Source organism: Paenarthrobacter sp. NyZ202, assembly GCF_049860755.1.
Lineage (GTDB): Bacteria > Actinomycetota > Actinomycetes > Actinomycetales > Micrococcaceae > Arthrobacter.
The window spans coordinates 2,157,743-2,183,082 of sequence record NZ_CP187556.1; the positions used below are offsets into that span (position 1 = coordinate 2,157,743).

Sequence of the window (25,340 nt, forward strand, 5' to 3'; positions counted from 1 at the left end):
CTCTCCTGAAAACGCATCTAAGGAAAAGATCCCTGTGACCAACCCTTCACCAACCATCGACATCCACACCCACTACGTGCCGAACGGGTGGCCCGACCTTGCCCAGGAAACTGGCGCAAACGGGCCTTGGCCGTGGCTTCGCAGCGATTCGGAACGGGAAGCGATGCTCATGCTGGGCTCCGCTGAATTCCGGCCCCTCCGCTCGAATGCCTGGGCCGCAGAAGAGCGGCTCGCCGCCATGGATGCGGACGGTGTGGACGTACAGGTTGTCTCACCCACCCCAGTGTTCTTCTCCTACGCCCGCGATCCAAAAGAAGCGGTCAAAGTGAGCCGGATCTTCAATGATCTGGCGTTGGAGGTCTGTGATCCAGCACCCCAACGCCTCATCCCTTTCTGCCAGGTGCCACTGCAGGACACGGATGCTGCGTGCCGTGAACTTGACCGGTCACTGGAGAACGGCCACGTAGGCGTTGAAATCGGCAACCACGTGGGCGACCGTGACCTGGACGATGAAGGCATCATCACCTTCCTGCAACACTGCGCAGACCGGAACGCCGCCGTTTTTGTGCACCCTTGGGACATGCCCACTTCACCCCGGCTCGATCGATGGATGGCGCGTTGGTTAGTGGGCATGCCCGGGGAAACACACTTGTCCATACTGTCGCTCATCCTCGGCGGTGGCTTCGACAGACTCCCCGCCCACCTACGCCTGTGCTTTGCACATGGAGGTGGCTCCTTTCCCTACTGGGTAGGGCGCATGGACAATGCCTGGCACCAGCGTCCGGACCTCATCGCCACATCCGAGTTCCCACCATCTCACTACCTGAACCGGTTCAGCGTGGACTCAGTAGTTTTCAATGACGCCTCCTTGCGGCTACTTACCGACGTCATGGGAAGCGAGCACATCATGCTGGGATCCGATTTCCCCTACCCCTTGGGCGAAAGGCCCGCGGGAAACCTCATCAGAAAGTCTGCCTTCTTGACTCAAGAACAACAGAGTCAAATCCTGAGCAGTAACGCACAAAAATTTCTCGGGATGGACGTCGACGCTGACGTCCGGACCTTCAACGAAACACCGGCCAGTGCTTGATGGCTGACCCGAAGGATCCCCGCTGTCGTGGATCTTCGCCCCTAACCCCCCCCTTTTTCCCAGGAGACGCTCATGTCACAAAAAGCCCCAGGCGCCAGCGACGCCAAAAGCCATGGAATTAAGCGCTATATCGTTGCATCCCTCATCGGGAATTCGCTCGAATGGTACGACTTCTTCCTCTATGCGACGGCGGCTGCCATCGTATTCGGAAAACTGTTCTTCCCGGCCGGCACTGACCCGCTTGTTGGTACTTTGGGAGCCTTCGTAGGCTTCGCGGTTGGGTTCGCTGCCCGTCCTTTTGGCGGGATTCTCTTCGGTCACATCGGTGACCGGGTGAGCCGGAAAACGGCCCTGGTGTTGACCCTGACCATCATGGGTATAGCCACCTTCCTGATGGGCCTGCTGCCCACGTACCAGCAGGTAGGCATCTGGGCCCCCATATTGCTGGTCGTTCTGCGTGTTCTCCAAGGCATCGCTGCCGGCGGTGAGTGGGGCGGCGGCGTTCTGATCATCAGCGAAAACTCATCGGATAAGCGCCGCGGCTTGTTTTCGGCCTTCAGCCAGGGCGGCGTTACCCTCGGATTTGTCCTCGCCTCGGCAGCTTTCTATCTCGCCCAGCTACTTCCAGAGGAACAATTCCTGGCGTGGGGCTGGCGCTTGCCGTTCCTCTTGAGCATCCTGTTGTTCGGCGTGGGAATGTACATCCGGTTCCGCTTGCCGGAGACCAAAGAATTCGAACAGGTCAAGAACGACGGCGAACGGGCGGCGTTGCCGGTACTGGCGGCACTGCGGACACACCCCAAGGAAATCCTGGTCGCCATGGGGCTCCGGATGGCAGAAAACGGTGGCTCCTATCTGCTGCTGTCATTCTCCCTTGTTTACGGTGTGCATGTGGGAGTCGAACGGGGAACGCTGCTGTTGGGCGTCATGCTCTCGATGCTGTTTGCGTTCTGCACCATCATTTTCTTTGGGCATCTATCCGACAAGATCGGCCGCCGAAAAGTCTACGCAATTGGGGCCACCGCACTGGCACTCATGGCCTTCCCCTTCTTCTGGCTCATCGACTCGAACTCGCCAGGCCTTATTGTTCTCGCCTACTTCATCGGAAACGGAATTTGCCACGCCGCGATGATCGGGGCCCAGCCCGCCTTCTTCCACGAACTGTTCAGCCCCGAAGTCCGCTATTCAGGAATGGCACTGGGCCACGAAGTAGCAGCTGTTTTTGCCGGCGGACTGGCACCATTCATCGCTACCGCACTCCTGCTGACCTACAACAGCTCAACGCCGGTTGCCCTGTACGCCCTCGGCCTGGCGGCCATCACCCTGATTGCGCTGGCCTTCTCCAAGAACGTGGGCCAAAACCGTACACCTGCTCCTGATGCCCACGTGGACGTGCACGAAGTCAACGTCGCACCCCGATAGCCGTCAGCCCCGGCCGACTCCACCCCACTGAACAGGAAAGAACCAACCATGGCAGTATCCATCATTGCTACCGGCGAGTCCCCGTATACGCGGCATCCCCAACCCGGGACCACTACATCGGGCACCATTGCCGATGCAGTGGGCCGTGCACTCAAAGACGCCGGACTTTCTCCCAGCGATGTAGACGGCTTTGGAGTATCCAGCTTCACGCTGGATCCGGACCACGCCATCGACCTCGCGTGGAGGATGGGTTTGAAGCTGACCTGGCTCATGCAAGACACCAACGGTGGCGCCAGCGCCGGTAACATGCTGCAGCACGCCGTCCACGCCATCGAAGCGGGCGATGCCTCGGTAGTTGTACTCGCAGCCGGCGACCTTATGGACGGTGACGCCTTCGCCAACCTTGTTGCCAAGTACAACAGGGCAACGGCTGACCACTTGACCCCCTTGCCCATGTCAGGCCCGAACGCACTCTTTGCCATGCTGACAACCCGCCAGATGGAGAAGCTTGGCTTGGCCCGGGAGGACTATGGCCGCATTGCAGTGGCCCAGCGGGAATGGGCGGGCCTGAACCCAGGGGCCGTGTACCGCACACCTTTGACGCTTGAGGAGTACCTTGCCGCTCCTTTGGTTGCCGAACCCTTGGGCCGCTTTGACTGTGTTCCGCCTGTCACAGGTGCCGACGCCGTTGTGGTCGTTGCGGATGAGAGGGCAAACGGACAGCGAAGGGCGAAGATTCTTTCGACCACCGCTTCCTACAATCAGGACAACCAAGCGGGCGATGGTCTGGTCACCGGTTTGCGGTATTGCGCACCTTTGGCATGGGAGAGGGCGGGGGTCTCTCCAGAGGATATGGACGTCCTCAGTGTCTACGACGACTATCCGGCCATGGTGGTCGCCCAGCTCGTAGACATGGGAGCGGTGGCAGAGAACGCGGACATCCCGGAATTCATCCGGGCACGCATTCTCTCCAGGGAGCTGGCCCTTAACACCTCAGGAGGGCAACTCTCCGCAGGCCAGGCAGGATCTGCCGGCGGTATGCATGGCTTGGTGGAGGCCACGCGGCAGTTGCTGGGACAAGGAGGAGATCGGCAGGTGCAAGCGAGACTGGCTGCAGTCAGCGGATATGGGATGGTGCTGTACCGCTACGGTGCGTGCGCAAACCTGGCAGTGTTGGAGGCTTCGGAATGAGTGCTGTTTTTCAAAGATGCGTCAATTGCCGCAAGGCCTACTTCCCGTTCCGGCTCATCTGCTCCAGATGTTCCAACACTTCCTTTGTTGAAGACGACGTCGACTCCGGAGTGGTCGAAGCGGTCACCTTGCTCTCGAGCGGGCAGCAGACAGCTACCGTCGTCTGCCCGGAAGACGTTCAATTCATTGCCCGGATTCTGGGTGGGACCGTCAAAGCAGGCGACAGTATCGACCTCACCAACACTGCCAGCGAAGAAACTGCCCTGGTTGGCTACGTACCTTTTCAGAGAAATAAAGCCTAGGAGAACCATGTCCGAAGATACCTACACCGCAGGTTCGGTTGCCGCCTCGATGACGGTCCCTGGCCTGTTGATGAACCGGGCAGAGAAGCTCCCGAACGCGCCGCTTATGCGCTGCGGTTCAGTCCGACGGGATGGCCGGCAAATGCTGGAAGCCGTCGCCCTCGCGGGAGGAGTGCTGCTGAATCATGGCATTCGTCCGGGTGACCGGGTTGCTCTGATGTCCAGCAACCGCATCGAACTTCTTGATCTCATCCTGGGGTGCGCATGGGTGGGAGCAATTGCTGTTCCCATCAATACGGCCGCACGAGGAGAACAGCTCCATCACATCCTTGCCAATTCCGAGTCATCACTCCTTGTTACGGAGTCGACGCTGCTTGAACATGTGGACAGGCTTTCGGACCTTCCTGCATTGCGGCAGATCTGGCTGTTTGACGAAGCAGCTTCAGCCCTTGACAGTCGCTACCCTTTCACGGGCTTGCCCAAGGCAACTTCCCCTGTTGAGCCTGCGCCCGTACTACCCGGGGACACGGCAGCGATCCTTTACACTTCCGGTACCACCGGAGTGTCCAAAGGTGTTCAATGCCCGCATGGGCAGTTTTACTGGTGGGGCGTAAATGTCTCTCGTCAGCTTGAAATCACAGAGGCAGACGTTCTGTACACCTGTTTGCCGCTTTTCCATACAAACGCCCTGAACGCGTTCAGCCAGGCATTGGTCAGCGGTGCCGAATACGTCCTGGGACCCCGATTCTCGGCCTCGCGGTTCTGGTCGGATGTTCACAGCGCAGGCGCGACATTCACGTATCTGCTCGGTGCCATGGTGAGCATCCTCGCCAGCAAACCACCTACTCCACTGGACCGGGCGCACGGAGTGGTCGCCGCGCTCGCGCCGGCAACACCTGCCGGGTTGTTGGCATCTTTCCGCGATCGGTTCGGGATCACCCTGATGGACGGCTACGGTTCAACCGAAACCAACTCAATCGTGGCCTCCAGCCGGAGCGAGCAAAGGCCCGGCTACATGGGAAGAGTGCAGCCCGGTTTCAGTGCCCGCATCGTCGACGAGCACGGGTTGGAAGTTCCCGCCGGACAACCAGGTGAGCTGCTGCTGCGCAGCGACCAACCCCATGCCTTCGCCACTGGCTACTATCGGATGCCCGAAGCCACCGTCGCGGCCTGGAAGGACCTCTGGTTCCATACGGGGGACCGCGTCGTGGTGGAAGCAGACGGCTGGGTGCGGTTCGTGGACAGGATCAAGGACGTCATCCGCCGCAGGGGCGAGAACATATCCTCAGCCGAAGTAGAACACGTCCTTCTCGAACACCCTTTGATCAGCGAAGCCGCAGTCTACGCCGTTGACTCCGAACTCGGTGAAGACGAAGTCATGGCTGCAATCGTCACCAAGGAATCCCTGGAGTTCAGCGACATCGAAGCCTTTTGCGAGCCTCGGCTTGCGAAGTACGCGATCCCGCGCTTCATACGCATTGTTCAGGACCTCCCGAAAACCGAAAACGGCAAAGTGCGGAAGACCGTGCTGAGAGAAGAGGGCACTGCAGCAGCCCAATGGGACAGGGAATCGCAGCAGCACAACCTATCCACGCCGGCATTGAGCCCCACGGGCCATAGATAAGCCAGTCGAGGACCGTCCATGGATCCTCCAGCTGCCCCAACAACCACAAGCCGGCAAGTCTTCACGCTCTGATAGGAACAACAATGCATACAACCATCAAGACCGGGCAGCGGCGGGAAGAGGTCCTGCAGGGCTTCGCCCAGGAGCTGCTTACCGCCACAGTTACCCGAGCCCCGGTGCCACCCTTGCGTGACCGGCTGGCCGCCATGACCATCCAGGATGCGTACGAGGTTCAGGCCGACCAATTGAAGCAACACCGGGCAGCCGGTCGGGTTCTCGCCGGGAGGAAAGTCGGCTTGACCTCCCAAGCCATGCAAGCACAACTTGGCGTCGACTCGCCCGACTTCGGTTTCTTCTTCGAAGACATGGTCCATCACGACGGAGCACAAATCCCCAGCGACAGTTTCATCTCTCCAAAAGTTGAGCCAGAGTTTGGTTTCCTGCTCAAAGAGGCACTCCAAGGCCCCGGTGTCACCTACCAGCAAGCAGTTGATGCCGTGGAAGCCGTCTACCCTGCGATCGAAATCATCGATTCACGCATCGCTGACTGGAATATCCGATTGGTGGACACCGTGGCGGATAACGCTTCCTGCGGCGCCATCGCAGTTGGCCGGACGCCGCTGGATATCCGCGTCGACGAACTCAAACAGGTTGAATGCACCCTGCGCATTGACGACCATCCGGTGGAAACCGGTACTGGCCAGGCTGTTATGGGTGACCCCATCCTGGCGCTGGTTTGGTTGGCCAACATTTTGGGAGAACAAGGCGTTGCCTTGGAAGCCGGACACCTTGTTCTCCCGGGATCATTCACCAAGGCCCTTCCGGTGGTTGCTGACAGCAGCGCGACCGCCGACTTCGGCGACCTTGGATCCCTGACAATCCACTTCACCTAGCCCATGCATAACAACGGCTACCAATCAAAGGAAACCCACATGGCCAAGAAGACCGCCGCAATTGTCGGTTCAGGCAACATCGGGACCGACTTGATGTTCAAGATCATGCGACGCTCGAAAAACGTCGAAGTCAAATACATGATCGGCATCGACCCCAACTCTGACGGCCTTGCCCGTGCAGCCCGCCTCGGCGTGACAGTCTCTTCAGAAGGAGTCGAGTGGCTGCTGGCGCAGGAGGACAAACCGGACTTCGTGTTTGAATGTACGTCCGCTAAAGCCCATGCGGCGAATGCCCCGAAGTACCGGGCGGCGGGCATCCGGGCCATCGACCTTACCCCTGCCGCGGTGGGACCTTACGTCGCCCCGGTAGTTAATTTGGAATCAATCACCGACACTATGAACGTCAACATGATTACCTGCGCCGGCCAGGCGACGACGCCGATCGTCGCCGCGATCTCGTCGGTAGTCCCCGTGGATTATGCGGAAATCGTGGCATCCATAGCGTCGAAGTCTGCTGGCCCGGGCACGCGGGCCAACGTCGATGAGTTCACGGAAACTACCGCAGAGGCGCTCCAGGTTGTCGGTGGCGCCAAGCAAGGCAAAGCAATTATCATCATCAACCCGGTAGAGCCACCCATGATCATGAGGAACACCATCTACTGCGCCATACCGGCAGAAGCGGCCGAACCGGGCCCGACCCAGGATCGGATCCGGGCTGCAATCGGCGAGGCTGTCGAAAAAACCCGCGAATTCGTCCCTGGTTACGAACTGCGTATCGATCCACAGTTCGATAGCGCCCGCGACGATTGGAATGGTGCCGGCAGGGTGGGCGTGTGGGTCCAGGTGAAAGGTGCCGCGGACTACCTACCCGAATATGCCGGCAACTTGGACATTATCACTGCGGCTGCAACCCGCACGGCAGACCTCCTTGCCGAGAAGATGGACGAGTCTGAGCTCGTCACCGCCTCCACCGAGAACACCGGGAGCCAGTCATGAGCCCTACCGAAAACAGCGGTTCCAGCATCCGCCTGACAGATACCACCCTGCGCGATGGTTCCCACGCCATGAGCCACCGATTCACCGAAGCGCACGTACGAAGCGTAGTCCGGGCACTCGACGATGCCCACGTCGAAGTGATCGAAGTGACCCACGGAGACGGCCTGGGTGGCTCGTCCTTCAACTACGGGTTTTCCCTGACGCCGGAACTGCAACTCATCAAGGCCGCTGTCGATGAAGCCAAACGCGCCAGGATCGCCGTGCTCATGCTTCCGGGCCTGGGCACCATTCACGACCTCAACCAGGCATACGACGTCGGCGCAACAGTTGCGCGGATCGCGACCCACTGCACCGAAGCAGACATCTCCACTCAACATTTCTCCCACGCACGGGATTTAGGCATGGAAACCGTAGGGTTCCTCATGCTCTCCCATCGCGCCAGTCCCGAGGAACTCGCCAAGCAGGCCCGCATCATGGCGGATTCCGGATGTCAGTGCGTTTACGTCGTCGACTCAGCCGGCGCCCTAATTCTTGAAGATGTCTCCGATCGGGTCGCGGCCGTGGTGACCGAACTCGGTGCCGATGCGCAGGTAGGGTTCCATGGCCACCAAAACCTGAGCTTCGGCGTCGCCAATTCGGTCTTCGCTGTACGCGCCGGTGCGCGGCAGATCGACGGCACTCTTGTTGCCTTGGGAGCAGGGGCAGGCAATTCGCCCACGGAAGTACTTGCTGCAGCATTCGATCGGCTCACTATCTCGACGGGCGTAGACACCCAGGGTCTGATGGCCGCAGCGGAAGACATTGTGAAACCCATCATCACCCGCATGCCCGTCATGGACCGTGCTTCAATCATGCAAGGCTACGCCGGGGTCTATTCCTCATTCCTTATCCATGCAGAGCGGGCAGCAGAACGCTACGGGGTGCCGGCCTGGCAGATCCTCCAGGAAGTGGGCAAAGCCGGCTATGTAGGAGGACAGGAAGATATGATCGTCGACGTGGCATTGAACCTGCAGGCGGCCGAAACCAACTGAAACCCCTACCAAGGACGCTATGCCACACGCAATCGTTGCCACCCGCGCCGGCGGGCCCGAAGTATTGAACTATCTAACGGTTCCACGCCCTGTTCCTCAGCGGGGGCAGTTGCTGGTGCGGGTGGCCGCTGCTGGGATTAACTTCAGAGACACCCTTGAACGCAGAGGCACGCGCAAGGCCCTTTTTCCTTACATACCCGGCACGGAAGCCTCAGGAACTGTCGTACAAGCAGCGGAAGGGTCTGAGGGATTTAGCGAAGGCGATCGCATAGCCACGGCAGAAAGCGTCGGCTGCTACGCAGAATATGTCCTGGTCGACGCGGAAAGAGCACTGCCAATACCTGATGACGTCGACGATGTCACCGCGGCCGCACTAACTTTCCAAGGGCTGACTGCCCACTACTTGATAAATTCCTCGTTTGCTGTCGGCGGCCACCACACGGCACTGGTCAACACAGGCGGAGACGAAATGGGCTTGCTCCTTATCCAACTGCTCAAGGCGAAGGGCGCCCGGGTCATAACTACTGCGCCGACGGACCAAAGGGAAGCCCTCGCTCTGCAAGCCGGAGCAGATCAAAACTTCCGTCGCGCCGACTTCAACACGGACGTCCGCAACCTTACCGATGGACGCGGGGTCGATGTCGTGTACGACTGCGTCGGTAGGGACACCTTTGTTGAATCAATTGCCTCGCTCACTGTTCGCGGCGCCTTGGTGTCGTTCGGCCAACGCTCGGGTCCTGTCCCTCCCGTCAATCTGCAAGGAACGATAGCCGCTAAGTCAATAACCCTCATGCAGCCATCCATGGCATCGTATTTACAAAATCCCGTCGAGCGGCGCTGGCGCTCCTCGGAGATCTTCACTGCTGCTGGGAGCAATGCACTCAAGGTCCTTGTAAGCACTCAATACCCCTTATCGGACGCCTGCCGCGCGCATCAGGAACTTGAAGAGGGCAGGCTCCAAGGGAAAGGCATTCTCATACCCTAGCTATCGGTCCTTGACCACACCGGCAGTTCCAGTGCGCCGAAAAGCCTCTGAACGATACACCGGCCTTGCATCCCTTGCTTCAAGGCCCATCGATAGCGCACGTCAATATGGAACCTGTAAGCCCCAGTGTGTTGAGGTGTTCTTTGCTCGGGCAGATGGAGATCGGCCGGCGTGCAATCTGTTCTACCTGCGGGAATGAGTCATGCCTCGGAGGCGTGTCGACCGAGCCAAAAAGAAAGTGTGGACGTTGTCCACACTTTCCACCTCGGACTGGCCCGTACAGCCGCCGAACCGGCCCGGATTCCGCATGTTTCCGCCGCTTCCCAGTGTTTGCAGGGCCCGGAATCTCGTTCGAGTCCCACCTCGGGCACGACGTTGTTGCAGGTCAGGGGCCTATATGGCCCCTGACTGGGGACAAGCCCCTAAAGCGTGTTCTGCGGCGTAGCGTTTATGCATGGCCAGCATCTCCACACGAACCAAAAAGGACGGATCCCAGTCCTTCATGGCCCGCTGGCGAGACCCCAAAACTCATGAGGCCCAAGCCGGGCGGCACCGCTTACTGTTCTTGTTTGGAGGCCGTTGCAACGCTTCTAGCGGTCGGTGTTCCTCACGATGAACGACGCGAAGAGCGCAGCGACTACGGGAATCAGCACAGTTATTGTGGCGCTGAGCGTGTTCTGCGAGTCCCCGAGCAAGTATCGGATTCCGAGGCTTATTAATCCCACGAGGAGCCCGAAACCAAGCCAGAGCGCACGCTGTTTCGCCATGTTCGTGTCGCGGTCGGACATCTCAACAGCTTGTTGCACTTTGAATTCCAGAGAAGATTGCTCCGGTCAAACCGCCAATAAACATCCCAGGGATTCCCGCGCCAGCCCCGGTGAGGGCTCCAGTACCCAGCCCCCAGAGGAGGTTATTGAAAGCACATCCCTGATTAATCCTGAGCGTTGGGACTTCGGGGGATGCGCCATTGGCGGGTTGAAAGTAGACATCTACTTGTTTCCGGTTCGATGAGAGCTTGAACGACAACGTGTAGTCGACGCCGGCCACACTAGCCTTAGCGCTGGTCCTTTCCAGAACATTGCCCCGGGCATCTCTTGCGAGCAGCGTCCCGTCTGAGGCTATGTCGAACTTCGCGCGGATGGCGCTCAATCGAATGACTTTTTGGCCTTGGATCGTCTCCATAGAGGAGGAGAGATACGCGGTGCCTTCGTTGGAAGCCTTGGCTCGGGATTCCCCCGGTGATGTGGCCTCATGCGTGGCAGCCGTTGCCGGCACTGGAGTCATAAGCGCCAAAGCCAGCACGAACCCTAGGCCGGCCAACAGCACCTTCTTGCGATTCGTCTTCTTGCTGAAACAGTTCGTTCCCCGCATCTTTCCCTCATTCCGTGTGTTTTAGGTGCCGGAGCGCCGCCGTAGTGGCGTCGGAGCCGTTGGCGGCGAACTTTGATAGTTCGCTACCTGTTAGTGCCGTCAAGTGTCGTGGCGTGACGCTTCACGAGCGTGGTTCTCGAAGGTTCCGGTCGAAGACGTCAGGAGGGCAGACGAGCTAACGGCTGAGATGAAATACGAAGCCCGCCGACGTAGCAGGCATGACGCCCGGCAGCGGAGCAGAACGGCGCCGGGTCGGACGAGCGCAATCCGTTTTAGCTGGCGGGGTTTTTCCGGGGCGTAGCCGCCTCCTGAACGCCCTGTCCTGGTCTTCCCCGCAAACGCCGGACAATGAGCGGAACCGGCAGAGTCCGGTGATTTGCTGCCCACCCGCCGTCGTCACTGCCGAAGAAATCGAAGCGGCCCTGGACATCTACGATCAGGCGTCGTCCACCGTCCGGCTCTAGCCGGTGCGGTGGGCCGCCGAAGTTCCCACTATGTCTTCGACGGCCCGTCTTGACAGGGGTGTCCCGATGGCCGCCGACAGCCGCTTCATCTGGACGATGCGTCGGACCGGAACAGCGTCTGATCGCAGGAGAGGAACGCACGGAAGATCGGCTGACGCCGCCTTGCCGAGGTGTCACGGCATGTTGAGGTTGGTTTTGTATGCGGTGTTTTTGTTGGTGTTCCAGCCTGCGATGATGCCGGCGCCGAGCATGTGGTCGGTGAGGCGTGCGAAGCGGTAGCCGGGGTCGGTGACGAGGGTGAGTTGGAGGTATTGGTGGGCTTTGGATCCTCGGCCTTCCCACCAGTTGATGTAGCCGATGGCGGTGAGAATGGGGGCAGCGTGCTCCGGACGCGTCAGGGTGTAGGCATGGGTGAGTAGTTGTTTAGCCCATTCGATGCGTGACCAGCTTGGTCCTGTATTGGTTAGGGCGAAGTGCACGTGTTCGGGTGGTTCGTCGATGCCGGGGAAGTCGGCCATGAGCTGATCGCGGATGTGCGGGAATTGAAAGTCCGCGACGAGCTTCAGAATCTCCTGACCTCGGACAACGTCTTCGGCGACGATGGGGGTGCGCTGCAACTCGCGCAGGTTACCGGCGACACCTCTTCCGGCTACCACGTCGCACTCACCGCCCCCGTAGATACAGCCACCACCCCAAGCGCTGGCGGCCCCCCAAGTGGGGGAATGCCACCAGGCGGCGGATCGGGTGGAACCCCGCCCACCGGAGCGCCACCAGCCTGACGGGCAGGTGACTGTCGCCGCAGAGACTGCGCATGACAGCAACGGGCCGCTTGGGAGCAGTTTGGACTTCAAGGGCCGGGACAGCCCGGCAGGATGCCCAAGGAAGCTAACCCCCACCGCATTGGTGTGGCTCAGGGCAGGGAGCCCGCAATGATGGAGAGGAGTTGGAGCTTCTCGTAGCTGTCGCCGCCGGGCTCTGCGGTGTAGACGAGCAAGGTGTGGGATTCGTCGGGGTCAAGGAATGTCTGGCACTCCAGTTCGAGCAGTCCTACCTCCGGATGAAGGAAGCGCTTCCCCTTCGAAGGCCGGACCCCCACTTCCTGCAGATCCCAGTATTTGCGGAACAGCTCGCTTTCCTTGAGCAGCAGTCCTGCGAGGCGTTCCGCTTGCGATCGGGTACCCCGCTTGGCGACGATCTCACGCAGCCCCGAGGCGAACACCCGTGAGAGCTGGTCATGGTCGTCTGGCGCGTACCGGTCTGGGGTGGATGGGTCGGTGAACCATCGGTAGCCCATGCTTCGGGCGGGGCCACGGAAGCTGGTCAGGTCGCCGGTGAGGGCAACCCCCATCCGTGTTTGGCGCAGCGTCTCACCGAGCTCGGTGACGATCTCAGCCGGCGTGTCGTCGAGGCGGTCGAGGATTCGCAGCAACCCCGGGGCAATGTATTCCTCCCGCGATGCACCCCGAACCGGCGGCAAATGCCCAGCCAGCCGGAACAAATGGTCACGTTCGGTGAGCCCGAGATGCAAACCCAGGGCGATCGCTGCCATCATCTGTTCGGAGGGTTGCGGGCCGCGGCCGCGTTCGAGTCTGGCGTAGTAGTCGGTCGACATGTGGCACAGCGCCGCCATCTCCTCGCGACGCAGTCCCTCGACTCGCCGGCGCTGCCCGCGAGGAAGCCCCACGTCTTCAGGTTGAAGTGCCGCACGTCGGTGGCGGAGGAACGCCGCCAGCCCGGCCCTATCGATCAGCATATGCCCCTCCTTATTACACCCTTTGTACCGTAGCCAATGACTCTGAGCCACGGATCGTCAGGCCGTGGATAGGTTCAGGAGGTATGCCTGATGCTGGGTGCAGACCTCTTTACCTGGAAAAAGGAGCAAGCCATCGTGGTACGCCGTCCCAACGACATCACCGTCCCCAAACGCGTCGTCCTCACCGGCGGCAGCGACGGCATGGGACTCTCCATTGCTACCCGGCTCGCCGCTGCAGGAGCCGAACTCGTCCTCCCTGTCCGGAACCCCAAAAAGGGCGAGGCAGCCCTCGCAGCTATCCGTGTGTGGGCTCCGCAAGCCGATGTCTCACTTCGCTCCTTGGACCTTTCCTCGCTCGAATCCGTTGCCTCACTGGGTGCAACGCTGCGTGAGGAAGGCAAGCCAATCGATGTGTTCATCGGCAACGCCGGTGTCATGAATCCGCCCGTCCGGCAGACCACCGTCGATGGGTTCGAGCTGCAGTTCGGCACCAACCATCTAGGCCATGCTGCGCTGATCGGCCATCTCCTGCCGCTGCTCCAAGAAGGACGCGCGCGCGTCACGCTGCAGCTCAGCATCGCCGCTAACCGCGGTGCGGTGAACTGGGACGACCTGAATGGGGAGCGCTCCTACGACGGCATGGCAGCCTATTCTCACTCGAAGATTGCCTACGGCCTATTCGGCCTGGAACTGGACCGACGCAGCAAAGCCGAGGGCTGGGGCATAACCGCCAACCTCTCCCACCCCGGAGTCGCTCCCACCAACCTGCTCGCCGCCCGCCCCGAGATCGGCCGCGTTGACGCTGTGCCCGCACGGCGGCTCATCAGCGCTCTCTCCCGACTGGGCATCCTGGGCACAGTTGTGAGCGCCGGCCAGTCCGCCCTGATGGCCGCCACTACACCGGGCGAACAAGGTGGCAAACTCTTCGCCCCGCGGGGCATCGGCGGGCTTGGCGGATTCCCTGTGGAACGGAAACTTTCTTCCAGCCTGCGAAGCCCTGGAGACGGGCGGCGAATCTGGGAGCTGACGCGAGAACTCACCAAGGCCCCGCTTCCCTTGACGTGAGTAGCCAGGACCGTGGCAGGTTCGGGTCATCCTCGCGCAGTTCCTCCCCCGAAAGTCAGCTGACCATCGTGGGGACTTCAAGAGCGGGCCGTAGCAATCGCCGCGGCCCGCTCTCGTTACGTCTGGGTGGTGCCTAGCGCTTGACGGCGTCCAGCTTCAGCATCTTGGCGATGACGTTGTCGAGTTCGGAGTCGTCGAAGATTTTCTTCCAGTCGTCCTTGATGATGGTGTCCTTGCCGTACTGAATGGCGATTTCGCAGGCTTCGGAGAACGGGTTGGAACCGCGCAGGGCGTTGGTGAGGGCGATCTGGACGTGGCCGAACAGCATGGCCTTGGCAGCTTCCTCGGGGACGCCGACGGTGTGGACGGTCTCGTGGAGTGCTTCGTTGAGCAGGGTGCCGATCATGCAGGCCACGGTTTCCACGAGGGTGGGTTCGAGGACGGCGAGCTGGTAGACGGTGACCCAGTGGACGTCGATGACGGGTGCGTAGATGGTGCGGATCACGGCTTCGGCTGCATCGCGGGTGGCGGTGGGGGCGTCGTCGTCGATGGCTGCCACCACGTTCTGGGGTGCGCCTTCGCCGCCGAAGGTGTCGGCCCATTCTTCCTTGGTGGTGCGCTCCAGGAACACGGAGGGGTGGCACGGGTGGGCGACGGCCTGGACTACGTCCTCGCGCTTGGCCAGCAGTCCGGCGTAGGCGGCGGCCGGGTCAAGGGTCAGGAGGATCGAGCCTGCCTTCATCTGCGGGACCACGCCCTCGGAGACGATGCCCAGGACGGTGTCCGGCACGGCGAGGATCACGACGTCGGCGCCTTTGACGGCGTCGTCGGTCGCGGTGATTTCACGGCCTTCGGCCTGGACGCGTTCCTGGCCGGCGGGGGAGTTCTCGCTGTAGAAGACGGTGTGATTGGACTTTTGGAGGTTGCGGGAAACGCGCATCCCCATCTTGCCTCCGGCTCCGATGACGGCGATGGTCAAGGTTTTTGTTGTCATTTCATTTGCTCCTTAGGTAGGTGAGGGCTTGTTGGGTCCACTGGTTTTCGAGGCGGATGGTCTCCGCTTCGGAGTCCTGCCACGGCAGCCAGTGCTCGACGATTTGGTTGATGTTTCTGGTTTTGGGCTGGATCTTCCCGACCATGTAGTCGTAGTCGAGAAGGCCCTCGCCGAGGGGTGCGCCCGAGTACGTGAACCCGACCCATCCCTGTTTGCGGCTGAACGCAAAGTCTTTGATGTGCATGTTCAGGACATACGGCCCGACGGCGTCAATCACCTCACGCGGCGTCTCCAGCGCCGCCACGGTGTTGGCGGGGTCGCTGCAGATACCGAGGTACGGGCTGTTGACGCGCTTGACGACGTCCAGGATCCGTTTCGTGGGTACCTGTTCGTAGGTCTCGACGGCGATCCGCACCCCGGCTGCCTCGAACTCCGGGAGCACGTCGGTGAAGATCCCTACCGCTTCGTCGTTGTCCGGGGCGTGGCCGGGGACGTTGAACATGGTCCGCAGCAGGTCCGAACCCAGAACCTGCGCGATGTGCAGGAACTTCCGCAGGTGTTCGGGGCGGATGCCCTTGGTTCCGACCTCAAGGGCGATGCCTACTTCGTCGGCCGTCGCGCGGACGGCGGCGAGGTCGGCGTCGTTCATGTCCTCCAGCGGTGCGTAGTCGCAGATCTGGAAGAGGTCCACGTCCATTTCCGCGGCCCGGCGCAGGGCGTCGTGGATGCTCAGCGGCTTGCTGACCTGGTCCGAGAGCTGCCAGAAGAAGGCGTAGCTGCTGAGTCCTATTTTGCTTTGGGAAGCGCCGTTCATGCTGCCACCTCCTGCTTGGCCAGACGCGCGGCGGTTTCGTCCAGGATTGTCTTCAGCGCTGCGGGGTCGTGCGCGAAGCGGCCCAGGAACAAACCGGCGACGGCGGTGTCCAGTTCCGTGATCAGGCCCGGTCCGGCGCTGCCGCCGTAGATGACCCGGCTGTTTTCCTGGCCCGGGAGGGACCTCAGATGCTCATCGAGGCCGCGGACGACCGCGCTGATGTACTCCGGGGTGGCTGGTTCGGGTGCGCCGATGGCCCATTGCGGCTCGTAGGCCACGATGGTCCGGCCGGTGGGGCCGAGGGATCCGGCGCGGTTGATCGCGGCGTCGATCTCGGCCATGCACTGTGCGACGGCTTCCTCGGGTGAGCCCGCAGTCAGTTCGCCGACGCAAAGCACCGGGGTGAGGCCGTTGCGGTAGGCCGCCGCGGTCTTGAGTCCGATCACGCGATCGTCCTCGCCGAAGATCCGGCGACGTTCCGCGTGCCCCACTTCCACGTACCGTCCGCCAAGCTCGGCGACGGTCTTGCCGCCGACTTCGCCGGTGTAGGCGCCTTCGTCTTCCCAGAAGATGTCCTGCGCTCCCGTGCCCACATGCGCAGAGCCCAGGATACGGGCGGCCTCGGGGAGGGCTGGAAGGATCGGCAGGACGAACAGCTCAATGTCACCGCTCTGCACGGCCGGGTGCCTCACGGCAATCGTGGCGATATCGCGGCAGTAATCCACGGAGCGCTGATACCCGAAGTACATTTTCAGGCTCACGCCGATCACCGCTTTTGCAGCTACAGCGTTAGCAGGACGTGACACCCTCGTAGTCCTTAATCAGGGTGACTTTCTCTGCCGAGGCGGAGCTTTCGTCGAACGTGTACGTCAGCCATTCCTTGGCCAAGCGGCGGGCGAGTTCGAGGCCGATGACGCGCTGGCCCATGGTGAGGACCTGGGCGTTGTTGGAAAGGATGGAACGCTCCACCGAGAAGGAATCGTGGGCGGTGACGGCGCGGACACCGGGGACCTTGTTCGCTGCGATCGCCACACCGAGCCCGGTGCCGCAGACCAGCAGGGCACGGTCAGCCTTGCCGGCGGCGATCAGTTCAGCGGCGGCGATGGCCACGGACGGGTATGGGGTGTGGGAGGTCGCGTCCACCCCAACATCGGTTACCGATTCAACCAGCGGGTTCGCTTCCAGATCAGCCTTGAGGGCTTCCTTGTACTCGAATCCGGCATCGTCCGATCCGATGACCAGGCGCAGTGCGGCGCTCATGCGTTCTCCTTAACAGTGTTCTTAGCGGTGGTTTCACCAATGAGGGTGTTGTGGATCGCCCGGACGATCAGCGCCATGGAGATGGCACCGGCGTCAGGGGTTCCCAGACTCTTTTCCGCGTGCGGGCGTGCCCGGCCCGTAAGGGGCAGCAGGTTCGCTGTGGCTTCGGCGGATTGTTCGGCAATGGTCGCGGCTGCGCCCCACGCGTCCCGGAGGGAGCCGCCGTCGTTCACCCGTGCAGTGAGGGCATCGCTGAACGGTGACAGCACGTCCACCAAGGTTTTGTCGCCCACCTTGGCCTTACCGAAGTCCATGATGGAGCGCTTCGCCTCGGCCACTCCGGCGGCGACCGCGGCGGCGTTCGGTGCCTCGTGATCACCCACGGCGGCTCCGACTGCGCGCAGGGCCATGCCCCACAGCGCACCTGAGGTGCCACCGGCCTTGTCGGCCCAGGCATCGGCGGCCAGGTTAAGTACGGTTCCGGCGCCGGCACCGCGTACGACGGCGTCTGCCGCGGCAGCTGATGCGGCGTGGATGCCGCGCTCCATGCCGATACCGTGATCACCGTCGCCGGCGATCGCGTCGATCCTGCCCAGCTCGGCCACGTTCGCATCGATCACGGCCTTGGCTGCATCCAGGGCGGCCAGCACGGACTGGGCGGCGGAGCGGGATTCGTCCGTGGCCTCAGGGATCACGGCCAGCTGCTCAGCGTCGAAGGCGAGTTCGTCGGCGTCGAGCGCCTTTGCGGTGATGGCACCCCGGCGGAAAGCCGGGGCATCCGCCGGGGCCAGCCACAGTTCCTCGAGTTCGGCGTCGAGCCAGAACAGGGTCAGGGAAGTTCCGGCCATGTCGAAGCTGGTCACGAGCTCGCCGACCTGCGGGTCCACCGCCTCGATCCCGGCTTCCGCCAACAGCTGGGCCACGCGGCGGTAGACCACAAAAAGTTCTTCGTACTTCACGCTGCCCAGGCCGTTGAGGATCGGCACCACCCGGGCGCCTTGGACGATTACGCCCTCCGGGACCTCGGCCAGGAGGTCTTTGACCAGCAGTTCGGCGAGCTCATCCGCTGTCGGGATGTCGGTCTCTCCAATGCCAGGTTCGCCGTGGATGCCCATGCCTACCGCCATTCGCCCCGCCGGAACGGAGAAGAGCGGCTGGTCCGCGCCCGGCAACGTGCAACCGGTGAAGGCGACACCGAAGGACCGGGTCCGGTCGTTGGCGCGTTGGGCGATCTCCACCACGGCGTCCATGGAATAGCCGGCCTCGGCGGCCGCGGCGGCGACTTTGAACACGGTCAGGTCGCCGGCGATCCCGCGGCGCTTGTGCTTCTCCGCAAGTGGTGCCGACGAGATGTCGTCCGTGACGGCGATGCTGCGGCAATCGATGCCCTCGGCCCGGAGCTTGTCCTGGGCCTGGGTGAAGTGCAGGACGTCGCCGGCGTAGTTGCCGTAACCGAGCAAAACACCCGCGCCGTTATCCGAGGCCTTGGCCACGTTGTACACCTGCTGCGCGGACGGGGAGGCGAACAGGTTCCCCATCGCAGCGCCGTGGGCCAGACCCTGACCCACCAAACCCGCGAACGCAGGGTAGTGCCCGGAGCCGCCCCCGATCACCAAGGCGACCGTCTCCGGCGTCGAACGCGTGCTCCGGGCGACACCACCTGAGACGCGACGCACCCAACGGCCGTGCGATGCGACGAACCCTTCGATCATCTCGTCAGCAAAAGCTGCGGGTTCATTGAACAAGCGGGTCATGCGGGGCTCCTGGAGCTCTTGGTCTGGAAAATGCGTGTGGTTGGAGAGGGGCGCCCGCCCTTCGGGAGGGCGCCCCGGCTTGTGGGGCGGCTACGGCTCGACGTGGTGCCCGGCGCCCTGGGGATCCAGGGCCTCGGCGGCTACACCCTCTGAAGTCTTGCCCTGGCGGCTGAGGACCACCATGAGGATCGAGGAGAGCAACATGAAGCCGCCCACCACGAACATGGGAACCGTGTAGTTGCCGGTCAAGTCCTTGAGCCAGCCGGTGATGTAGCCGGCGCTGAACCCTGCCAGGTTGCCCACGGTGTTGATCAGGGCGATGCCTGCGGCAGCTGCCGCGCCGGTGAGGAACTGGGTGGGTACGGTCCAGAAGTTCGGCAGGGCCGCGAAGATGGACATGGCCGTGATGGTGATGACGGCGATGGTCGCTGCGGGGGAGCCTGCGAAGAGGGCCAGCGGGATGCTGAGGCCGCCGATGAGTGCCGGAAGGGCGATGTGCCAGGTCTTCACGCCCCGCTTGGTGGCGTCCTTGGACCAGAAGTACAGGGCGAACGCTGCCGGGAGGTACGGGATGGCTGTGATCAGGCCCTTCTGGAAGACGTCGAACTTGGCGCCGTAAAGGCCTTCGAAGCCGGCGATGATGGTCGGAAGGAAGAAGCCCAAGGCGTAGAGGCCGTAGATGAAGCCGAAGTAGATCAGGGAGAGCATCCAGACGCGGCCGTTGCCGAACACGGTGCGGACACTGACGTGCTTGTTGCTGGCTGCGGTCTGGGCTTTTTCCTTCTCCAAGGCACCGGTCAGCCAGGTCTTTTCCTCGGCGGTGAGCCACTTGGCCTTGGCAGGGTTGTCAGCGAGGTAGAACCAGGCGATGACACCGACGACGATGGCGGGCACCGCCACGCCGAAGAACATGAAGCGCCAGCCTTCGAGGCCGAAGAACACGCCGTGCTGCTGGATGAGTGCACCGGCCAGGGGAGCACCGATCACAGTGGTCAGCGGCTGTGCCAGGTAGAAGAGGGCAAGGATCTTGCTGCGGTGCTTGGAGGGAACCCAGAGGCTCAGGAAGAGAATGGCGCCGGGGAAGAAACCGGCCTCGGCAACACCGAGGATGAAGCGCAGGATGTAGAGCTGCTCAACGTTGCCTACCCAGGTGAAGAGCAGGGAAACGATGCCCCAGCTGACCATGATGCGGGCCAGCCAGCGGCGCGCACCGAACTTGTGGAGGGCCAGGTTGCTGGGGACTTCCAGCAGGATGTAGCCGATGAAGAAGACCCCGGACGCGAAGCCGAACTGGGCCGCGGAAAGGGCGAGGTCCTGGTTCATGCCGTTGGGGCCGGCGAAGGAGATGGCTGTCCGGTCCAGGTAATTGATGAAGAACATCAAGGCGACGAACGGCACCAGCCGGATAGCCACCTTCTTGATTGCGGATTTCTCTACCACCGATTGTGTGGTGTCCACATTGACTCCTAGATGTTGGTATCCCCACTGATCCTGCGTTGGATTCGGGGGCTGACTCATGCGAAGGCCGCTTGGGGCGCAGCCTGGCGAAGCTTGTGATTTAAACCATAGGCCTGGAAGCTAAATTGGTCAACCGGTTGATGAGTATTGATTGGTCATCCGGTTGCTACGCTGTGAAGATGCCTGTAAACCCCGCCGCCGCAGCGGCCCAAATGACGGCAGCTTTGGCCCCCATGGAGCAGGGTTCCGTGGTGTCCGAAGTGGCTGAGCGACTGCTCGCGTACTTCACCAGCGGCGACATCGCGCCCGGGACGCGCCTTCCCGCGGAGCGTCAGCTGTCAGCGTCCTTGGGCGTCGGGCGGTCAGCAGTCCGCGAAGCCCTGGCGGCCTTGGAGATCCTCGGCATCGTTATCGTCCGGCCGGGTTCCGGAACGTATCTGCGCGACGGCGTCTCCGAGCTCTTGCCGCGGACGCTTAGCTGGGGTTTGATGCTGGGGGAGCCCAGGACGCGGGAGCTCGTGGAACTTCGGAGCGGCTTGGAAATCCAGGCCGTCGAACTGGCGGCACTTCGCATCACCGACGAAGCCCTGGAGCGGATGCGGGCCGACTTGGACGCCATGGAAAAGAACCTGGACAACCTGGCGGCCTTCGTCGAGGCCGACGCAGCCTTTCACCGGGAGATCGCCACTGCCTCCGGAAATACGGTCCTGGAGGAGCTCCTCCAGAGCATTCGTTCCCTGCTGCGGATCTGGGTGGACCGGGCCCTCACCGACGAAGGGCACGCTGAAGCCGCACTCAAGGAACACAGGGCTATCTACACGGCGCTGAAGGCCCGGGATGCCGAAGCTGTGACAAAGAGCATGCGTTCGCACATGGTCACTGCCTCGCGCCGGCTGCTCGCTGGCTTCGACGCCGCCCAGTAAATCCCCTTCCCGCCCCCGCGAGATGGCATTTGATGACAATGTTTGGCTCAGGCATTGTCATCAAATGCCAACTCGCGAGGTCCTTTCGACGCGGGCTGGCACTGCCGCGGACGTCGAAGGCATCATGGTCTACCTGGCCAGCGACGATTCCGCTTACGCTACCGGTGGCATCTATACAATCGACGGCGGACTGACAGCAAAGTAGGTATGCATTGACAGAAGCATCAACCCCGGAAGCCCCACGTGACGCCGTCATCACTGCGCCCCATTACCGGCCAGGCGTGATCAAGCACATCGTCCTGTTCCAGTTCCGTGAGACAACATCCCAGGCCCAGCGTCAGGAGATCGAAGACCGGTTTCATGCCCTGCGGACATCCACCAGGGGCGGACAGACGTACATCCTCAGTATCGAGTCCGGCCCCCAGAACAGCCCGGAAGGCCTTCACCGCGGGCTCGAGCAGGGTTTCATCGTCACGTTCGGCTCAGAAGGAGATAGAAACTATTATCTTGGCGAGCCACTGATCACCGATCCTGATTGCTATGACCGAGCGCACCACGAGTTCAAGCAGTTCGTTGGTCCGCACCTGCAGCCAAACGGCATTCTCGTCTTTGACTTTCCCGTAAAGCAGGGCTGACCCGTGGTGAGGGGACTTACCAACACAGAACAAATATGAAAAGATTTAACGAAATAGCTAATGGGTCTTCTCAGTGGGACACATTCAACCACAGGAGGGTGTGGGTGTGCTTTTGGATCCTCTGCCTTCTCATCAGTTGATGTAGCCGATGGTGGTGTGGATTGGTGTTGCGTGTTCGGGGCTGGTTCGTATGTACGTGTGGGTGAGTAGTTGTCTGACCCCTTGGTCAAGCTGCCGGTTCGGACGCCCCGCGTCACCGGCGTAGGCAAGAAATCAGCGCGGGCCTGGACTTTGTCTTAGGCCACGACGCCGGGCTGCTGAAGCGCCTTGGGGATGCATGAATCCTCGCCCAGAGCACGACGACATCATCGCCTAACGGGTCGTATCCTCGGCGACGCACTGCCTGGACACAACCCTCATGCCAATGACGGCTCGTCGATCCTGCAAATCCAACAAGTGACGGACCGCAATATAGCATTTGAGTTGTAGAACGCCTGAGTTGTACGATGGGACTCGATGTGGACTGTCGACGTGGGACTCGTGGAGCCGTGGTTGTTAGGTGTTGACCAAGACTCGTATGAGCAGATCGTTGCTGCGTTAGAGCTTCTCGCCGAGCGCGGACCTCAACTTGGTCGTCCATTGGTCGACACGGTGGTTCGTTCACGGCATAGGAACATGAAAGAGTTGCGGCCGGGATCAAGCGGGCGATCGGAACTGCGAATCCTATTTGCCTTTGATCCGGAGCGGAGGGCGATCCTGCTAGTGGCGGGGGACAAGGCGGGTAACTGGACCAAGTGGTACAAGACGAACATTCCGATTGCGGATGACCTATTCGACGATCATCTGAGGATCCTGAAAGGAGAGGCATAGTGGCGAAATCCATTGAGGAACTACTGGCAGAGCGTCCTGTTGATCGGACTGCTGTGGATGCCCACAAGAAGCGCATGCTCGATGAAGTCCGGGCCTACCGTCTTCGGGAACTCCGCGAAGCCTCGGAGCTGACGCAGGTTGAGCTGGCTGGGCGTTTGCACGTAAGCCAGAACCGGGTGTCTCGCATCGAACACGGCGACATTGATCGTGCCCAGGTCGACACCTTGCGGAAATATGTCGAGGCGCTGGGCGGCCGGCTTCGCGTCGAGGTTGAACTCGGCGACGAACGAATCCAGATCGCCTGACGAACCGACGGGAGCGATCGGCGACTGTAGCCGTCTTGCCCGTACGACGAGGTGAGGAAATAAGGGTGTGCACAATGTGCACACCCTGGGCTTCGGATCGGGTTGCACTTGGGCCGGACTGGCCCGGATTCCGCATGTTTCCGCCGCTTCCCAGCACTAACAAGGGAAGAAATCGCGTTCGAGTCCCACCTCGGGCACCGTATTGTCGCAGGTCAGGGCCAATCTGCCCCTGACTGCTGACAAAACCTCAAAATCTGTTGTTACCGAACTAGCATTTTTTTGTGGCTAGTATCCGGAAACGCGTCAAAAAGGACGGCTCTTCGTCCTTCATGGCGGTCTGGCGCGACTCCAAGGTCCGGAAGCAACAGGGCATCACCGTCGAGTCCGAGTCCGAGGCCGAAACTCTGAAACGGTTGCTTGATGCGATTGGCCAATCCGTCGAAATCGCGCAGCAAGCACTCCTGGATAACAGGGCGGTAATTCCGACTGTCGGCGAAGTGATCCAAGAGCACAACGACCTGCTGGTCCGACCGTCGAGAGGGACCGTGAAGACGTACCAGACCATGTTGGACCTTCATGTGCAGAAGGTCATCGGCCACGTGCCTGTCGACAAGCTGGACTACCGGATGATTGCGTACTGGGTGAATTCGATGATGGCCAAGGGACAGTAGCCCAAGACGATCAAGAATGTGCGCGGCCTCAATTCAGCTTCGATGAACACGGCAGAGATGCTGGGCTATGTCACCCGTAATCCGTGTCGGGGGCGTGCAGTTGCCGACCATCGGGAACTTCACCTGTCGAATCTGACTGGGACTCTGCAGTTGAAGAGTGCAAAGAGATACCCATACTTTTGGGCGCAGACCCAGGGTTGGAAGCAATAATGCCGATCGCCATAGATGAACTGCGCGCTTTGCTCCGCTCCGCGAGGAAGCTGACCGCTTAACGGCGCGCAGCTTTGTCCTTGGCCCTTGATGGCAGTTAGCAGAGATCTCATTCTGGATCAAAATTGCGGCGATGACGGTCAGACCCCGTGTCCTTCCGCCCACAGCGAGCACGTCCGCGGCCGCGAAGGATGCAGGCCACGTGGACATCAGCGCGGCCAAGGCAGCTTTGGCTGTGACCATTCTTCGTTGGAGGGCGTCGAAGTCCAGCTAGTCGTTGTTCCCGGTGACGGGCTCGCCGTCGACGATGCAGCTTTCAGGGAACTGGTGCGCATTGGCGGTCATCAGATCTGGAAAGGTCATCGTGAGGTTACTTGCCAGAGAGTCACAGTTTCATCGGCGACCATCAGCCAGCGGTCGCCATCAAACTTCGGGGCATACCAGCTGCCGCCCGGGAGAGCGTTCGCCCGGCAGCGCGGGCACGGCTGTGGCCAGCACCACGTCAAGTCGCGGACGCAGTGAAGGCGATGGGTGCCGCTCGTGGCTGGTCATGCGATCAGGATAGGGCGTCTGGTATGTGCAGCTAATGGGGGCGGGCGTGGGCGTGGATGGCGGGCTTTTAGGTAATATAAAGAAACTTTTGGGGCATCCCGTCACGAAATCAGTCCTTGCACCACTTATGCGAATTTGCCGGGAAATGCACAAATTGAAGTATTTTCCAGCCAATTAGAAAAATGTGATTCGTATGGCTTGATCCTTCCATTCACCTGCGTTTACGCTTCCTCCAGGCATCGGGGCGGTCCCGTAGCGCCTCGAGGGACGGGTGGTGGAGGGACTCTTTGGTGATCTAACGATGGATGCCGGCGCAGAATTTGGGCTGTGTTGGGACATACGAGAAATATTAACGCGGTGATTCATCATGAATATTCATCGATGCATTGCAGGTAGTGTATTGGCGCTTGGTCTTTCAGTAGCCGGAGGTGGGGCTGCGCTAGCTTCCACCTTCTATCCGGCCGAAGGAGGAGGTTGGAATTACGGCGTCACCGGCGGCGTGCATCTGTATTCAGACTACTTCCAGCAAAACCTGTGCCATAGTTCGTCGACCTAGAACGATTGGGGCTATTCGTCATCGCCGAACGCCCTTGCAGGTACGTGGTCAAACAACTCCCAGCCGACGACGATTTTCCAGAACAATCGCGCCTACTACGGTATCAACGGCTGCTGAAGAGGGGTTGGTGCTGCAGCGCAGGCAGGTGCGT

Annotated in this window: 29 protein-coding genes; 18 read left to right on the plus strand and 11 right to left on the minus strand. The window is 61.2% G+C overall.

Annotation, left to right across the window (positions count from 1 at the left end; translation table 11 throughout):
- Positions 1-34 precede the first annotated feature (34 nt).
- The 9 genes from ACPFL9_RS09975 (at position 35) to ACPFL9_RS10015 (ending at position 9,534) form a co-directional block, all read left to right on the plus strand.
- The gene (locus ACPFL9_RS09975) at positions 35-1,090 is read left to right on the plus strand and encodes an amidohydrolase family protein (RefSeq protein WP_091466908.1); all 1,056 of its coding nucleotides are present in this window, start codon (positions 35-37) and stop codon (positions 1,088-1,090) included.
- A 72-nt stretch (positions 1,091-1,162) separates the two neighbouring features.
- Positions 1,163-2,512, plus strand: coding sequence for an MFS transporter (locus ACPFL9_RS09980; protein ID WP_426007364.1), 1,350 nt, complete (start codon positions 1,163-1,165; stop codon positions 2,510-2,512).
- A 48-nt stretch (positions 2,513-2,560) separates the two neighbouring features.
- Positions 2,561-3,703, plus strand: a complete 1,143-nt coding sequence (locus ACPFL9_RS09985) for a thiolase family protein (RefSeq protein WP_426004418.1) — start codon at positions 2,561-2,563, stop codon at positions 3,701-3,703.
- Entirely contained in the window at positions 3,700-4,005 is a 306-nt protein-coding gene (locus tag ACPFL9_RS09990; protein WP_426004417.1) for a hypothetical protein, read from the plus strand. The genes ACPFL9_RS09985 and ACPFL9_RS09990 overlap by 4 nt, the downstream gene beginning before the upstream one ends.
- Positions 4,006-4,012: 7 nt before the next feature.
- Positions 4,013-5,629, plus strand: a complete 1,617-nt coding sequence (locus tag ACPFL9_RS09995; RefSeq protein WP_426007365.1) for an ATP-dependent acyl-CoA ligase — start codon at positions 4,013-4,015, stop codon at positions 5,627-5,629.
- An 83-nt stretch (positions 5,630-5,712) separates the two neighbouring features.
- Positions 5,713-6,522: a 2-keto-4-pentenoate hydratase gene (locus ACPFL9_RS10000; RefSeq protein WP_091466915.1), complete on the plus strand. Its 810-nt coding sequence runs from the start codon at positions 5,713-5,715 to the stop codon at positions 6,520-6,522.
- A gap of 39 nt (positions 6,523-6,561) precedes the next feature.
- Positions 6,562-7,518, plus strand: a complete 957-nt coding sequence (locus ACPFL9_RS10005; protein ID WP_091466917.1) for an acetaldehyde dehydrogenase (acetylating) — start codon at positions 6,562-6,564, stop codon at positions 7,516-7,518.
- Positions 7,515-8,549 (plus strand): 4-hydroxy-2-oxovalerate aldolase, encoded by a 1,035-nt coding sequence (gene dmpG, locus ACPFL9_RS10010; RefSeq protein ID WP_091466919.1) that lies wholly within the window; start codon positions 7,515-7,517, stop codon positions 8,547-8,549. The genes ACPFL9_RS10005 and dmpG overlap by 4 nt, the downstream gene beginning before the upstream one ends.
- Positions 8,550-8,568: 19 nt before the next feature.
- Positions 8,569-9,534 (plus strand): quinone oxidoreductase family protein, encoded by a 966-nt coding sequence (locus ACPFL9_RS10015; protein WP_091466920.1) that lies wholly within the window; start codon positions 8,569-8,571, stop codon positions 9,532-9,534.
- A 590-nt stretch (positions 9,535-10,124) separates the two neighbouring features.
- Here ACPFL9_RS10015 and ACPFL9_RS10020 read toward each other — a convergent pair.
- From ACPFL9_RS10020 to ACPFL9_RS10035, 4 genes are all read right to left on the minus strand, one after another.
- Complete coding sequence (locus ACPFL9_RS10020) at positions 10,125-10,322, minus strand: hypothetical protein (RefSeq protein ID WP_426007366.1); 198 nt, start codon at positions 10,320-10,322, stop codon at positions 10,125-10,127.
- A 1-nt stretch (position 10,323) separates the two neighbouring features.
- On the minus strand, positions 10,324-10,905 hold the full coding sequence (locus ACPFL9_RS10025; protein ID WP_426007367.1) for a hypothetical protein: 582 nt from the start codon (positions 10,903-10,905) through the stop codon (positions 10,324-10,326).
- Between the two features lie 637 nt (positions 10,906-11,542).
- Positions 11,543-11,986, minus strand: a complete 444-nt coding sequence (locus tag ACPFL9_RS10030) for a DUF4192 family protein (protein ID WP_426007368.1) — start codon at positions 11,984-11,986, stop codon at positions 11,543-11,545.
- Positions 11,987-12,279: 293 nt separating this feature from the next.
- Positions 12,280-13,119: a helix-turn-helix transcriptional regulator gene (locus ACPFL9_RS10035; RefSeq protein ID WP_426007527.1), complete on the minus strand. Its 840-nt coding sequence runs from the start codon at positions 13,117-13,119 to the stop codon at positions 12,280-12,282.
- A gap of 93 nt (positions 13,120-13,212) precedes the next feature.
- Between ACPFL9_RS10035 and ACPFL9_RS10040 the strand changes: the two genes are divergently transcribed.
- The gene (locus ACPFL9_RS10040; RefSeq protein WP_426007369.1) at positions 13,213-14,187 is read left to right on the plus strand and encodes an SDR family oxidoreductase; all 975 of its coding nucleotides are present in this window, start codon (positions 13,213-13,215) and stop codon (positions 14,185-14,187) included.
- A gap of 133 nt (positions 14,188-14,320) precedes the next feature.
- Here the strand turns inward: ACPFL9_RS10040 and ACPFL9_RS10045 are convergent, their stop codons facing one another.
- From ACPFL9_RS10045 to ACPFL9_RS10070, 6 genes are all read right to left on the minus strand, one after another.
- Positions 14,321-15,181, minus strand: coding sequence for a phosphogluconate dehydrogenase C-terminal domain-containing protein (locus ACPFL9_RS10045; protein WP_426007371.1), 861 nt, complete (start codon positions 15,179-15,181; stop codon positions 14,321-14,323).
- Between the two features lies 1 nt (position 15,182).
- Positions 15,183-15,995 (minus strand): sugar phosphate isomerase/epimerase family protein, encoded by an 813-nt coding sequence (locus ACPFL9_RS10050; RefSeq protein ID WP_426007372.1) that lies wholly within the window; start codon positions 15,993-15,995, stop codon positions 15,183-15,185.
- On the minus strand, positions 15,992-16,801 hold the full coding sequence (locus ACPFL9_RS10055; RefSeq protein ID WP_426007373.1) for a triose-phosphate isomerase family protein: 810 nt from the start codon (positions 16,799-16,801) through the stop codon (positions 15,992-15,994). Before ACPFL9_RS10055 ends, ACPFL9_RS10050 begins: the two co-directional genes overlap by 4 nt.
- Complete coding sequence (locus tag ACPFL9_RS10060) at positions 16,785-17,255, minus strand: ribose-5-phosphate isomerase (protein ID WP_426007374.1); 471 nt, start codon at positions 17,253-17,255, stop codon at positions 16,785-16,787. Before ACPFL9_RS10060 ends, ACPFL9_RS10055 begins: the two co-directional genes overlap by 17 nt.
- Entirely contained in the window at positions 17,252-19,009 is a 1,758-nt protein-coding gene (locus tag ACPFL9_RS10065) for a dihydroxyacetone kinase family protein (protein WP_426007375.1), read from the minus strand. The genes ACPFL9_RS10060 and ACPFL9_RS10065 overlap by 4 nt, the downstream gene beginning before the upstream one ends.
- Before the next feature lie 90 nt (positions 19,010-19,099).
- Entirely contained in the window at positions 19,100-20,467 is a 1,368-nt protein-coding gene (locus ACPFL9_RS10070) for an MFS transporter (RefSeq protein WP_426007376.1), read from the minus strand.
- Between the two features lie 179 nt (positions 20,468-20,646).
- Here ACPFL9_RS10070 and ACPFL9_RS10075 point away from each other — a divergent pair, with 179 nt between their 5' ends.
- From ACPFL9_RS10075 to ACPFL9_RS10105, 7 genes are all read left to right on the plus strand, one after another.
- Positions 20,647-21,390 carry a FadR/GntR family transcriptional regulator gene (locus tag ACPFL9_RS10075; protein ID WP_426007378.1) on the plus strand — a complete coding sequence of 248 codons (744 nt, stop codon included), beginning with the start codon at positions 20,647-20,649 and terminating at the stop codon, positions 21,388-21,390.
- 64 nt (positions 21,391-21,454) lie between these two features.
- Entirely contained in the window at positions 21,455-21,595 is a 141-nt protein-coding gene (locus ACPFL9_RS10080) for an SDR family oxidoreductase (RefSeq protein ID WP_426007379.1), read from the plus strand.
- Positions 21,596-21,602: 7 nt separating this feature from the next.
- Positions 21,603-22,025 (plus strand): Dabb family protein, encoded by a 423-nt coding sequence (locus ACPFL9_RS10085; RefSeq protein ID WP_426007380.1) that lies wholly within the window; start codon positions 21,603-21,605, stop codon positions 22,023-22,025.
- Between the two features lie 531 nt (positions 22,026-22,556).
- On the plus strand, positions 22,557-22,895 hold the full coding sequence (locus ACPFL9_RS10090) for a type II toxin-antitoxin system RelE/ParE family toxin (protein WP_426007381.1): 339 nt from the start codon (positions 22,557-22,559) through the stop codon (positions 22,893-22,895).
- The gene (locus ACPFL9_RS10095) at positions 22,895-23,200 is read left to right on the plus strand and encodes a helix-turn-helix domain-containing protein (RefSeq protein WP_426007382.1); all 306 of its coding nucleotides are present in this window, start codon (positions 22,895-22,897) and stop codon (positions 23,198-23,200) included. The genes ACPFL9_RS10090 and ACPFL9_RS10095 overlap by 1 nt, the downstream gene beginning before the upstream one ends.
- A 281-nt stretch (positions 23,201-23,481) precedes the next feature.
- Positions 23,482-23,871 (plus strand): hypothetical protein, encoded by a 390-nt coding sequence (locus tag ACPFL9_RS10100; RefSeq protein ID WP_426007383.1) that lies wholly within the window; start codon positions 23,482-23,484, stop codon positions 23,869-23,871.
- Between the two features lie 343 nt (positions 23,872-24,214).
- A complete protein-coding gene (locus ACPFL9_RS10105; protein WP_426007384.1) occupies positions 24,215-24,355 on the plus strand; it encodes a hypothetical protein in 141 nt (46 codons plus the stop codon).
- A 149-nt stretch (positions 24,356-24,504) separates the two neighbouring features.
- Here ACPFL9_RS10105 and ACPFL9_RS10110 read toward each other — a convergent pair whose 3' ends face one another.
- Positions 24,505-24,633 carry a hypothetical protein gene (locus tag ACPFL9_RS10110; RefSeq protein WP_426007385.1) on the minus strand — a complete coding sequence of 43 codons (129 nt, stop codon included), beginning with the start codon at positions 24,631-24,633 and terminating at the stop codon, positions 24,505-24,507.
- Between the two features lie 367 nt (positions 24,634-25,000).
- On the opposite strand from ACPFL9_RS10110, the gene ACPFL9_RS10115 reads away from it, so the two are divergent.
- Entirely contained in the window at positions 25,001-25,189 is a 189-nt protein-coding gene (locus tag ACPFL9_RS10115; RefSeq protein WP_426007386.1) for a lactococcin 972 family bacteriocin, read from the plus strand.
- The last annotated feature ends 151 nt before the right edge of the window (positions 25,190-25,340 follow it).